Below are 12,077 nucleotides of genomic sequence, written 5' to 3'. Positions count from 1 at the left end.
GAAGTACTATATACAAATACTTTTAAAACAGCCTTTTTGGCAAACAGAAAAGTAATTTATTCCGTTTTTTGTTTTTCCATGGCATCCATAAGATGATTCATAATTTCTCTCTTACTTTTCTTGCCTTCAATTCGTGTCTTTTCTTCCCCATCTTTGATGACAATTAAAGTCGGATAGACACTGACATCGAACTTTTTAATCTTTTCATTCTTGTTTGTTGATTGAACAAGAATGACATCTGCCATTTCATCTGGGAACTTTAGTCTAAGCTCTAGCAAGACATCATAATAGTTATTTTCTAACTTAATTTTTTCTTCGTCAGAAAAAAACAGTAAATGATAGCCTTCGCCTTCCAAATTAATTTTTGAGATCGCGTTGCTATCGACCGTATTACAGGCCGATAAGGCAGTTAATAATAAGATGGATAAAAAGATCGATTTTAGTTTCTTTTTCATATGTTGCTCACTTCTTTCTGAAAGAGAAATTATGTATGTGTGCCTATGTCATATTTTATCATTCATTTTAAAAAGTGGAAGTATTGTCATCTATTTGTTACATAAATGAAAAATTAACAATACTAGATATAGTTGTGAAACATTTCCTGTATTTTTGGTGATGTTTAAATAAATTTACTCTATAATGGAAAGGATATCATCTTTTGTATATGGGGGACATCAAAAATGAAATGGAGAGCTTGTTTTTTTATAGTCGTTCTTTTATTTATGGTTGCTGCTTGTTCACATGTTGAAAGTCAAGGGCAACAAAAAGAAACGGGGAACGTACAGTTGGAAGCCACACGGTCTAGTAAACAACAGGATAACAATAGAACGGACAGTAAAGAAGAGGGTTTTGCTGAAGATAAACAAATGGAAAGTTCTAGTCAAGTACCACTTTATAAAATACATTCAGCTAATTTCAATATCGAACCGCTTCATGAGTCATCTGACAATATTGTGTTGTTAACGATTGATGATGCTCCAGATAAATATGCTTTGGAAATGGCCAAAACATTACAAGCATTAAAAGTGAATGCCATTTTCTTTGTGAATGGACATTTCTTAGTGACGGATGAGCAAAAAGCAGTGTTAAAAGAAATTCATGACATGGGTTTTCTGATTGGCAACCATACGATGACCCATGAAAATTTAAAAAAATTATCAAATGAAGAGCAATATAAAGAAATCGTTGGACTTAACAACGTAGTAGAGGAGATTATTGGTGAAAGGCCGAAATTTTTCCGTGCCCCTTTTGGTGCGAATACGGATTATAGCCGACAGCTTGCTCTTGATGAAAAAATGGTATTAATGAATTGGACATATGGCTATGATTTTATGAAAGAGTATATGTCTAAAGAAGCATTAACGGACATTATGGTGAACACAAATCTTCTTCATAATGGTGCGAATTTATTAATGCATGATCGCGAGTGGACGCGGGATGCGCTAAAAGATATTGTTACAGGTCTACAAAACAAAGGTTACACAATCGCCGATCCACAATTAATTGAAACTTTGCAATAAGATGTGAAGAAAGAGGCTGAAATGGCCTCTTTTTGTATAATTTCAATAAAACAGGAAACAATGAAGGAGGTTATCAAATTGCGAAAATAATGGGGGTGTGGGTTAATTGAAACAACTGCTCCTAAGCTTTGTTTGTTTAGTGTTTGTGTTCGGGTGTCAAGGAAACTTTCTCCATAAGGAAAATAATGAAGAAGCAAAAGAAACAAAGGAAAAGATGGAGAATGACGTTTGGGTGGAAGCACCGTTTAAAAGAGTTGAAAATGACGTGCTTATCTCTGTCCAATCACTGCAACAGTTGATTGAAGGGGAAGCGAAGTTTGATAAAACAAATAAAACATTATTGTTACATAGCAGTGACCACCAATTTTATTTAATTGAAGGGGTTCCCGTTGTCCAAAAGGATGGTTTATTTTTACCTGGAAACGGAAATGATTTTAAAATTATTGATGACCAAGCTTGGTTATCTGCTCAGTTTTTAAACAAATTTTTACGACTACATGTAAAAGCAACAAATGAACAAGCGTTTATCAATAGTGACAAGATGATAAAGCATAGTGATAAGGGAAACAATGAAGTGGAAGCACTTTCACATTTAGGCAGTTTCGAAAATGTAATAGAGATTATGAGTATCCTTGAGAGTCCGATAAAGAAAGCGCAAGTTGATACAATCCCATCACATTTGCCAGGTGCAAAAAGAGCATATCGAAATGGGGTTCATGAAGGCATGGATTGGTATGGGTTTTCAACAGGTGTACCAATCAACAGAAATACTGAAATTTTCGCGATGGCAAAAGGGGTTGTCGTTCGGGCTGACCATGAATACAATCGTTACTCGTCAAGAGAGGAACGGAATCGTGACTTGGAGGTTGCAGCCGATGCAGGGGTTACTCCAGTTTATATTTTGGATCGGTTACGTGGACGGCAAGTTTGGGTGCAGTACGACAATGGGCTTCAGGCACGATTCGCCCACTTAGACCGAATATCTGCTGATTTACAAGTAGGGGATGTTGTCAATGCTCATACTTTAATCGGTTATGTCGGCAATTCTGGGACAAGCGGTGATGTGAAAGGCGATGATACCGAATTGCACCTCCATTTAGACCTATTATATCGAGGGGAATTATTTTGGAAAGGGTTAACAGAGAAGGAAATTGTAAAAGTATTAAAAGTTGTTTTTGCAAGTTAAAAGGCTATCAAAAAGGGCTAGCCGTTCGCCTTCTTTTTGATAGCCTTATTTTCATCCAATTTAATTATTTTTTATCATAAAAATACATGATTCTATCATTGAAAAGATGGAGTTCACCATTTAATTTTTTACCTAAAAATTTCGCGAATTCAACAGCTTTATTTTTATCACCATATAAAGCTGTGTCAGGTAGGGTGATTTGAATATAATTTTGCTTTCTTGCAGTGCCATCATCTTCTTTAACTTCTTCAGAGCCTACCCCTAAAAGAATGTAATTATAGCGATCGGCTTTCGATTTTAAATAAAACCACTCATTATTTGAATCTTCGCGTTCTTTTATTTCGTATGGAAAAGCTGAGTTTTCATAATCCCAATGAAGCTGTTCGCCAGTTTTACTTGTAATTTCCTGATAATACTCTAAATAATCTTTTAAATCATTTAAAGTTACTTCTTGCTTATTGGAAGCTGGTACAAGTTTTATGTATGCTGATTTCGACATATAAAATCCCCCTCTAAACCGTATACTTTAACTCCGAATAATATCATAGCATTTTTTAAAGTCTGTTTACAACTAAGAAAAGCACAGAAGAAGAATTGGGGCCCCCGACTGTATTTCCTAACTGTATACGGATGAATTTTATAAGAAAAATACGCAAATATGTTATACTCAAAATCATGATTGACATCAATAGTATAGCGCATTATCATTTAAATATAAGCTTAATTAAAGCGTTTCCAATCAAAAGGAGATGAAAAATCATGGGCACGATCGTATGTCAGCAATGTGAGAACACCATTGAGCACTTTGAAGATGAAAAAGTGACAACGCTTTATGCCAAAAACTGTGATTGCTGTAAGCATGAAAAGCAAGAGAAATAACGATCTGTTAATTGATTAAAATAATCGGAGTGTGGCACAATGGCCACACTCTTCTTTTATTTAATCGCACGATATTCTTTTATAACACGAATTGATTTAAGCTCTGGGTCTTCAGGTCCTTGAACAGGCAGACCCACTTCCAAATTCTCTCTTATATAATCTAAATTTTCTTTTGAAATAATTTCCCCTGGAATTAATATTGGAATCCCTGGTGGGTAAACCATTACAAATTCTGCAATAATTCGCCCAATTGACTCTTCAAAAGGAACGACTTCTGTCTTTGAATAAAAAGCATCTCTTGGTGAAAGTGCTAATAGCGGGATATTTGGGACGTGGACTTCCACTGTCTTAGTAGCTGCTCTTAATTCACTACGACTTATTGACAACTCGTTAAGGGCATGAACTAAAATCCCAATTTCTTCTTCTGAATCCCCTGGTGTAATAATACAAAGGATGTTATATAGGTCAGAAAGTTCAACTTCAATCGTAAAGTTTTCGCGAAGCCAAACTTCAACTTCATGACCTGTCATGCCTAGATCCTTTACGGAAATAATTAGCTTTGTTGGGTCGTAATCAAATGTTGCTTTTGTACCAAGAATTTCTTTGCCAACACAATAAAGATTAGGGATTTCGTTAATTTGTTTTCGTGCTGACTCAGCAAGGCGAATCGCTTTATCGGCGAGTTCTTTTCCTTTAATAGCGAGCTGTCTACGAGCGCAATCTAATGATGCTAATAATAAATAAGAAGTAGATGTCGTTGTTAACATGCTTATGATTGTTTGAACATGTTTCGCAGACACAAGACCTTCTTTTATATTTAAAATGGAACTTTGGGTCATGGAGCCGCCAAGTTTATGAACGCTTGTTGCTGCCATATCTGCCCCAGCTTGCATTGCCGACATCGGTAGTTCATCATGAAAATGGATATGAACACCATGGGCTTCATCGACAAGAACAGGGATATTATAGGAATGAGCAATATCAACAATTTCTTTTAAGTTTGCGGCAATTCCGAAATATGTTGGATTGATGACTAATACCCCTTTGGCATCAGGGTGTTTCTTTAATGCTCGTTTGACCGCATCTGTTGTGATACCATGGGAAATCCCGAGGTTTTTATCAATCTCAGGATGAATAAAAATAGGGGTAGCACCTGAGAAAATGATTGCGGACATAATTGATTTATGGACGTTTCTAGGTATAATAATTTTATCACCAGGTCCGCAAACAGACATGATCATTGTCATGATGGCACCACTTGTCCCTTGTATAGAGAAAAAGGTATAATCAGCGCCAAAGGCTTCTGCCGCTAATTCTTGTGCTTCTTGGATGATGCCATGCGGGTGATGCAAATCATCTAATGGACCTATATTTATCAAGTCAATCGAAAACGCATTATCGCCAATGAAATCTTTAAATTCTGGATCAACACCTGTCCCCTTTTTATGCCCGGGGATATGGAATTGAAATGGATTTTTTTTAGTATGTTCTAATAACCCTGTAAAAAGGGGAGTTTTATTTTGATTCAAATTAGACACCTCAATACGTTCAAATTACAACATTACATAAAACAAATCAATTTTAACAGAAGTATAAAATTTTTCAAGAAAATTCGACTTCATTCCTTATCCTATTTTTGTAAATGTGTAGAAATATCAATTTTCCAAAAGGAATTTGTAATATTATGTAGAACTATTTAAAATATGTACTAAAAGTTACTAGGAGAAATACGGAATAGGGGGGCACGTATAATCATGAAGTGGGAGACAAGAGTTACTGAATTGCTACGTATTCAATATCCAATTATTCAAGGGGGACTTGCTTATTTAGCTTATTCTGATTTAGCAGCAGCTGTATCAAATGCTGGTGGTTTAGGGCAAATAACAGCTATGTCATTAGAAACGCCGGAAGCTCTCAAGGAAGAGATTCGAAAAGTGCGAGAAAAAACTGATAAACCTTTCGGGGTGAATTTTGCCTTTGGCAACCATGGCAGGCCGTATGAGCATATGATTCAGGTTGCTGTTGATGAGAAAGTTCCTGTTATTACGTTAACAGGCGGGAATCCAGCCCCAATCTTCGAAATGTTAAAAGGTGTGGATATTAAGAAGCTTGTTCTCGTTGCGGCTAGACGTCAAGCAGAAAAAGCGGAGGAATTAGGTGCTGATGCTGTCATGGTCGTTGGTCAAGAAGGCGGAGGCCATCTTGGCAGAGGGGATACGGGAACAATGGTATTAATTCCGCAAGTTGTCGATGCTGTTTCCATTCCTGTTATTGCATCTGGAGGAATCGGTGATGGCCGCGGCTTGATGGCCGCGCTTGCTTTAGGAGCAGAAGGAATCGAAATGGGAACAAGATTTATCGCGACAAAAGAATGCGTTCATGCCCACGATCATTACAAAAATAAACTGATTGAAGGAACAGAGAATGACACAGTAGTCATTAAGCGCTCGATTGGTGCACCTGCGAGAGCAATTTCTAGCGAGTTTACAACGAAAATTCTTGAGTTGGAAAAAGAATTCGGCGATTATGAGCATCTTAAGAACTACATAAGCGGTGAGGCTAATAAGCGCTATATTTATGAGGGCAATGAAAAAGAAGGGTTTGGCTGGGCAGGCCAAGTTATGGGACTAATTAAAGATGTTCCAACCGTTCAAGAGTTGTTTGCAAGAATGATTGCAGAAGCGGAATCACTTAGGAAAAAATGGGCAGAATAAATAGGATAACTTTAAAGAGTGGTGCTTATATTGCAAAATTTTAGTTACCCCATATCACCTGATTGGAACAAACAAGAAGTGATTGATGTGATTTACTTTTTTCAATGTGTGGAGGATGCCTACGAAAAAGGAATCAGTCGTGAAAAACTGTTGGTATCGTATCGACGCTTTAAAGAGATTGTTCCAAGTAAAGGTGAGGAAAAACAAATATGTGGGCAATTTGATAAAGCAACAGGTTATTCTTGCTATCATACAGTAAAGAAAGCAAGGGAAACAAATGAAGGACAAAAGATAAAAATGTAAAACATGATAGACAAAGAGGTGTAAGGTACTCTTTGTTTTTTTTAGGAGTGAAATAAACGTGAATTTTAATGGTTTTTTACAAAAAGATTTTGATGTATTTACAGTTAGTGGGCTAGAAGAGCGAATGGAATTAATCCGCGCGTTAATTCAGCCGAAATTCAAGGAAATCGGACCAATCCTTGTTGACGAATTATCGATGTTAGTAGGAAATGAAATGTATTTACATATTGCAAAACACGCGCGCCGGACGGTTAATCCGCCTAAAGATACATGGTTAGCAATCGCTGCAAATAAGCGTGGGTATAAAAAGCATCCCCATTTTCAAGTAGGTTTATTTGATGACCATGTTTTTATTTGGCTTGCTTTTATTTATGAACTGCCAAATAAAGCGGCAATTGGAGAGGCTTTGCTTAATAATAGCAATTTATTAAAAACAATTCCAGCTGACTTTGTCATTTCTTTGGATCATACACAAAAAGCGGCATTCCCGGTTGGAAATAGTGAAGAAATGCAGAAAGGCTTGACTCGTTTCCGTGACACGAAGAAAGGGGAATTTTTAATTGGAAGGCATTTCGCAGCAAATGATCCATTATTACAAAATGGTGAGGAATTCATAAATGTTGTGAAAGGTACTTTTAAAACGTTACTTTCAATATATAGAGTCTCCATGACAGCCTAAACGTTTCAGTATTTTCACTCCAAGGTTGAGAGAATACGCTCATGGCTGACGGAATCCTATTTTGCTACAACTACACTGCCTTCACTCCATGCATCACCTAACGTATAATCTACCAAATAGAGGCCGCTAATATCATAGACAATCTTTTCATTACGATTTTCAATGGTGATTCCATCCGGGATTTTTGCACCGTGAGGGATATTTTTAATTGGGGTTGTATCCGTTACATAGATGATTGTGCATGAGTTGTCGTTTAATGGGAAAATTTTTTTCATACTAACCTTCTCCTCCGATTTTTTATCCATATTATGGCCAAAACTTGCCAGATTTAGACTTTATTATTTTTTAAAAAAAGTAAAGTTTGAAACTTTTTTTGATGGAAAAGTATAGGTTAATAAATCAATTTTGTTCCAAATTATTGTTAATGTTCATAGTATATACAAAGATTTAGAAGAACAAGATGATTCCGGAGTTATGAAATTGGCTGATTTTAAGGAAAAGGGGTGTTTGCACGGTGAAGCAAGTTGTAAAAGTAATAAAACGAAATGAAGCGGAAAAAAGACTACCTGTGCTTAGACTCGAGATTGATTATGAATTGGCAACATTATTCGATGCAATGTTAGCACAGGATGAAGCGCAGATTAAAAAGTCAAAATTAATCTTAGAGCAATTTCGACAAGAAATGCTTCGGTTAAAAGCATAAACAGAAATTGGCGAACCCTTGGTGGTTCGTTCTTTTATGCGCGGTATTTTTGTGAGAAATTATACATAATGGTAATTTTACATTATAATGAATTGAAAGAGAGCTTTAGAGGAGGATATTGTTTTGCAAAATGACTGGAAAAATGTTTTTACTTTCGCGAAAAATCTTGTTTTAGATGGCGGGGAACAAATTCGTTCATCATTTAAAGATGAATTAACGATAAAATTTAAAACAAATGCGTCGGATCTTGTCACAAATATGGATAAACAAATCGAGCAATTTTTTATTAATAAAATTCATGAAAAATATCCTTCACATCGTATTTTAGGTGAGGAAGGACAGGGTGATGATGTATCATCAATGAACGGTACGGTTTGGATTATTGACCCAATTGATGGAACGATGAATTTTGTACATATGCAACGCCATTTTGCTATTTCGGTAGGAGTTTACCATAATGGCGTCGGGATTATCGGGTTTATTTATGATGTAGCAGCTGATGACCTTTTTTATGCTATAAAAGGGGAAGGTGCTTATTTAAATGATGAAAAGCTGCCAATGCTACAATCCATCGATATCGGACAAGCGGTATTTGGAATTAATGCAGCATGGGGCTTTGAAAAAGAACGAATTGACGCGAAGATTATTCCTGCTTTAATTAAAAATGTACGAGGGACACGCTCATTTGGCTCAGCAACGATTGAAATGGCCTATGTAGCTGCCGGGAAATTAGATGGGTACTTATCACTGCGATTATCTCCATGGGATTTTGCTGCTGGCAAAATTATCGTTGAAGAGGTTGGGGGTAAAGTTAGCTCGGTGAAAGGAGGTCCTTTGGACATGTTGGCTCGGCAAACACCAGTATTTGTTGCAAAGCCAGGCTTACATGAATATATTTTAAATAATTTTTTTGCTAAATCTAAATAAAGTTTTATTCCATCAACTGGTTATTGCAATCAACAGTTGATGGAATTTAATTAAGGGCGAAAACGGTGTTTTCTATTGAATTGGTTTTACAACTTGTTTGCTTCACGCATTCTTTTTTTCAACATAAAACTAAAACCTGTAATTAGCACGGTTGCAACGATAGCTAGGATAATTCCAAGTATACTTTCTTCGGCAATCGCTATACCAATAGATGCTAAAGAAAGTGTAGTCGCAATGGCTAATCCTAAAAATAAAAAGTTGATTTTTTTCACTTTTTGTCAACTCCCAATAATTCATTTATTCCATTTTGATTTGATTGTGTTATAATTTTTAAGTTGTAATAAAATACCGAATACAACTTAAACTATAACATAAAATTTGAAAGAGTATATAGGAGATGACAAGTTTGAATTTAAGACAAGATATTAGAAACATTGCCATTATTGCGCACGTAGATCATGGGAAAACAACATTAGTAGACAAGCTATTGCAGCAATCAGGGACATTTCGTTCAAACGAGAATGTTGATGAAAGAGCGATGGATTCTAATGATATAGAAAGAGAACGTGGGATTACCATTTTAGCGAAAAATACTGCTATTAATTATAATGGTACTCGCATTAATATTATGGATACACCAGGACATGCTGATTTTGGCGGCGAAGTTGAGCGCATCATGAAAATGGTTGACGGTGTATTACTTGTAGTCGATGCTTATGAAGGATGTATGCCGCAAACGCGCTTCGTTTTGAAAAAAGCGCTCGAGCAAAAATTAACACCAATTGTCGTTGTTAATAAAATTGACCGTGATTTTGCAAGACCAGAAGAGGTTGTTGATGAAGTTTTAGACTTATTTATTGAGTTAGGCGCTGATGAAGATCAATTAGAATTTCCTGTTATTTATGCCTCAGGAATAAATGGTACAGCAAGTTTAACGCCAGATAAACAAGATGCGGATATGACTGTTCTTTTCGAATCAGTTATTGAGCATATTCCAGCACCAGTTGATAATCGTGAGGAGCCGCTACAATTCCAAGTTGCGCTTCTAGATTACAATGATTATGTTGGTCGAATCGGGATTGGTCGTATTTTTAGAGGAACAATGAAGGTTGGTCAACAAGTTGCCTTAATGAAGCTCGATGGTTCAATAAAGCAGTTTCGGGTAACGAAAATTTTTGGCTTTATTGGTTTGAAACGGATGGAAATTGCGGAAGCATATGCTGGCGATTTAGTGGCTGTCTCTGGTATGGAGGAAATAAATGTTGGTGAAACTGTATGCCCTACTGAGCATCAGGAAGCTTTACCGCTTTTAAGAATTGATGAGCCAACATTACAAATGACCTTTCTAGTGAATAACAGTCCGTTCGCTGGGCGTGAAGGAAAATGGATTACAAGTCGAAAGATTGAAGAACGACTTCGTCAGCAATTGGAAACTGATGTAAGCTTACGCGTTGAAAATACGGAGTCACCAGATGCTTGGGTTGTTTCAGGTAGAGGGGAGCTTCATTTATCAATTTTAATTGAAAATATGCGCCGGGAAGGCTATGAATTACAAGTGTCAAAGCCAGAGGTTATTGTTCGCGAAATCGATGGTGTTTTATGTGAGCCAGTCGAGCGTGTGCAAATTGATGTTCCAGAAGAAAACACTGGTGCAATCATCGAATCATTAGGCACAAGAAAAGGCGAAATGTTAGATATGGTAAATAACGGGAATGGTCAAGTGCGTTTGGAATTTTTAATTCCATCACGAGGTCTAATCGGCTATACAACAGATTTTATGACATTAACCCGTGGTTTTGGGATTATCAACCATTCATTTGATAGCTACAAACCGATTGTACACGGACAAGTTGGTGGACGCCGCCAAGGTGTACTTGTTTCGATTGAAGCTGGAAAAGCAACTGCGTACAGTATTCAAGCATTAGAAGATCGCGGTGTTATTTTTATTGAGCCTGGAACTGAAGTGTACGAAGGTATGATTGTCGGGGAACATACTCGTGAAAATGATTTATCTGTTAATATTGTGAAGGCAAAGCACGCTACCAATGTACGTTCAGCAACTAAAGATACAACTGTAACGATTAAAAAACCAAGATTAATGTCATTGGAGCAATCGTTAGAGTATTTAAATGATGATGAGTATTGTGAAATCACACCACAGTCTATAAGATTGCGGAAGAAAATATTAGTTACAAATGAACGTGAAAAAGCGGCAAAGAAAAAGAAATATGCCACAGTAGAATAAAGTAGGAATAACAGGTGAGAGGAGTGGCTTTTATGGCGGAAGTAACGCAAATTGATCCTTCGATGCTGTCAGCCTTTGCTGAACTTGTTGGTGTCCACAATAATATTGAAAGAGGAATGCTCCTTCTTTACATTATAATTGTTGTTTTAACGATTATTGTCTTTAATCTAGGATTTGCCCAAAAACTTTCAGTTTTTAAAACAATTATCGTCTATATTTTATTATTAATCGGCTGTTCACCTCTCACTTTGTTGGGCGTTCGCTTACCCGTTGCAGAAGGTTTATTAATTACAGCAGTCGTACTTGGTATATATCGTTTTCGCTTGCATCAGCAGCGGAAGGAGCAAAAGAAAGCCTGAAAAAACAGCCAAAGGGGTTTTTAGTTGTGAAAAGTTTGCAGGATGCTTTTTTTAACTGGTTAAGCATAAAAGTTGTTAGTGATGCAAGGCCAAATGATAAAGCAGCTAAAGAGACTCTTGAACATTTTGACAACGTTCTAAAAGAAGAGCATATGATTGAAACGGTACTTCGCTTGGAAGAGACTGAAGAGTTATATTATGTGCACTACATTCTTGATGGCGAAGAAAAATCAATGCGTTTTCCTAGGGAATTAATTGATTTTATGCTAGATGCCATCGAAAGAGAGCCACATAAATATCCGATTATTGAAGAATAAAGTAAAAAAGCTAGTAGGCACAAAACGTGCTTGCTAGCTTTTTTCTACCATTCTTCTCCAAAATGGCTATGTTTATAAAGTTTAAACTTTCCTGTCGCCTTTCGATCCTCTGTCTTCGTACTAATTCTTTCATTACAAGCATCACACATATATGTATGAATTGGGCGATTTCGTAATCTTTTCGCTATTGGTGATTCATCGTCTACAATATTTACTTTATCACAAAGAATGCATTTCACTCTCAT

17 protein-coding genes are annotated in these 12,077 nt (G+C 36.5%); 11 read left to right on the top strand and 6 right to left on the bottom strand.

Features of this window, described 5'->3' with window-relative positions; genetic code table 11:
* Positions 1-56 precede the first annotated feature (56 nt).
* The gene (locus GX497_12015; protein HHY73915.1) at positions 57-455 is read right to left on the bottom strand and encodes a small peptidoglycan-associated lipoprotein; all 399 of its coding nucleotides are present in this window, start codon (positions 453-455) and stop codon (positions 57-59) included.
* Between the two features lie 225 nt (positions 456-680).
* On the opposite strand from GX497_12015, the gene GX497_12010 reads away from it, so the two are divergent.
* Entirely contained in the window at positions 681-1,520 is an 840-nt protein-coding gene (locus GX497_12010; GenBank protein ID HHY73914.1) for a polysaccharide deacetylase family protein, read from the top strand.
* Between the two features lie 106 nt (positions 1,521-1,626).
* Positions 1,627-2,706 (top strand): M23 family metallopeptidase, encoded by a 1,080-nt coding sequence (locus GX497_12005; GenBank protein ID HHY73913.1) that lies wholly within the window; start codon positions 1,627-1,629, stop codon positions 2,704-2,706.
* A gap of 64 nt (positions 2,707-2,770) precedes the next feature.
* Here GX497_12005 and GX497_12000 read toward each other — a convergent pair whose 3' ends face one another.
* Positions 2,771-3,205 carry a DUF1885 family protein gene (locus tag GX497_12000; protein HHY73912.1) on the bottom strand — a complete coding sequence of 145 codons (435 nt, stop codon included), beginning with the start codon at positions 3,203-3,205 and terminating at the stop codon, positions 2,771-2,773.
* Between the two features lie 260 nt (positions 3,206-3,465).
* On the opposite strand from GX497_12000, the gene GX497_11995 reads away from it, so the two are divergent.
* Entirely contained in the window at positions 3,466-3,585 is a 120-nt protein-coding gene (locus GX497_11995; GenBank protein HHY73911.1) for a GapA-binding peptide SR1P, read from the top strand.
* Positions 3,586-3,641: 56 nt separating this feature from the next.
* Here the strand turns inward: GX497_11995 and GX497_11990 are convergent, their stop codons facing one another.
* On the bottom strand, positions 3,642-5,114 hold the full coding sequence (locus GX497_11990) for an aminotransferase class I/II-fold pyridoxal phosphate-dependent enzyme (GenBank protein ID HHY73910.1): 1,473 nt from the start codon (positions 5,112-5,114) through the stop codon (positions 3,642-3,644).
* Positions 5,115-5,339: 225 nt separating this feature from the next.
* Here GX497_11990 and GX497_11985 point away from each other — a divergent pair, with 225 nt between their 5' ends.
* From GX497_11985 to GX497_11975, 3 genes are read left to right on the top strand one after another with little or no spacing between them, the layout of a single operon-like run.
* Entirely contained in the window at positions 5,340-6,299 is a 960-nt protein-coding gene (locus tag GX497_11985; GenBank protein HHY73909.1) for a nitronate monooxygenase, read from the top strand.
* A gap of 30 nt (positions 6,300-6,329) precedes the next feature.
* A complete protein-coding gene (locus GX497_11980; GenBank protein ID HHY73908.1) occupies positions 6,330-6,602 on the top strand; it encodes a UPF0223 family protein in 273 nt (90 codons plus the stop codon).
* 58 nt (positions 6,603-6,660) lie between these two features.
* The gene (locus GX497_11975; protein ID HHY73907.1) at positions 6,661-7,281 is read left to right on the top strand and encodes a DUF1054 domain-containing protein; all 621 of its coding nucleotides are present in this window, start codon (positions 6,661-6,663) and stop codon (positions 7,279-7,281) included.
* Positions 7,282-7,337: 56 nt separating this feature from the next.
* On the opposite strand, the gene GX497_11970 is transcribed toward GX497_11975, so the two are convergent.
* Positions 7,338-7,556, bottom strand: coding sequence for a hypothetical protein (locus GX497_11970; protein ID HHY73906.1), 219 nt, complete (start codon positions 7,554-7,556; stop codon positions 7,338-7,340).
* Between the two features lie 239 nt (positions 7,557-7,795).
* Between GX497_11970 and GX497_11965 the strand changes: the two genes are divergently transcribed.
* Both GX497_11965 and GX497_11960 read left to right on the top strand, forming a co-directional pair.
* Complete coding sequence (locus tag GX497_11965) at positions 7,796-7,984, top strand: hypothetical protein (protein ID HHY73905.1); 189 nt, start codon at positions 7,796-7,798, stop codon at positions 7,982-7,984.
* Between the two features lie 123 nt (positions 7,985-8,107).
* Positions 8,108-8,911 (top strand): inositol monophosphatase family protein, encoded by an 804-nt coding sequence (locus GX497_11960; GenBank protein HHY73904.1) that lies wholly within the window; start codon positions 8,108-8,110, stop codon positions 8,909-8,911.
* An 86-nt stretch (positions 8,912-8,997) separates the two neighbouring features.
* On the opposite strand, the gene GX497_11955 is transcribed toward GX497_11960, so the two are convergent.
* Positions 8,998-9,183: a YlaF family protein gene (locus tag GX497_11955; protein HHY73903.1), complete on the bottom strand. Its 186-nt coding sequence runs from the start codon at positions 9,181-9,183 to the stop codon at positions 8,998-9,000.
* Between the two features lie 134 nt (positions 9,184-9,317).
* Between GX497_11955 and typA the strand changes: the two genes are divergently transcribed.
* Genes typA through GX497_11940 form a run of 3 tightly spaced genes read left to right on the top strand, consistent with a single transcriptional unit; the run spans position 9,318 to position 11,832 of the window.
* A complete protein-coding gene (gene typA, locus GX497_11950) occupies positions 9,318-11,156 on the top strand; it encodes a translational GTPase TypA (protein HHY73902.1) in 1,839 nt (612 codons plus the stop codon).
* A 50-nt stretch (positions 11,157-11,206) separates the two neighbouring features.
* Positions 11,207-11,515, top strand: coding sequence for a hypothetical protein (locus GX497_11945; protein HHY73901.1), 309 nt, complete (start codon positions 11,207-11,209; stop codon positions 11,513-11,515).
* A gap of 26 nt (positions 11,516-11,541) precedes the next feature.
* A complete protein-coding gene (locus GX497_11940; protein HHY73900.1) occupies positions 11,542-11,832 on the top strand; it encodes a hypothetical protein in 291 nt (96 codons plus the stop codon).
* A gap of 44 nt (positions 11,833-11,876) precedes the next feature.
* Here GX497_11940 and GX497_11935 read toward each other — a convergent pair whose 3' ends face one another.
* Positions 11,877-12,077, bottom strand: a complete 201-nt coding sequence (locus tag GX497_11935) for a YlaI family protein (protein HHY73899.1) — start codon at positions 12,075-12,077, stop codon at positions 11,877-11,879.

It is taken from the genome of Bacillus sp. (in: firmicutes) (genome assembly GCA_012842745.1).
In the GTDB taxonomy this organism is placed as follows: Bacteria; Bacillota; Bacilli; order Bacillales; family Bacillaceae_J; genus Schinkia.
Note: the sequence above shows the minus strand (reverse complement) of the source record. Positions and strands in the feature narration are given on the sequence as shown.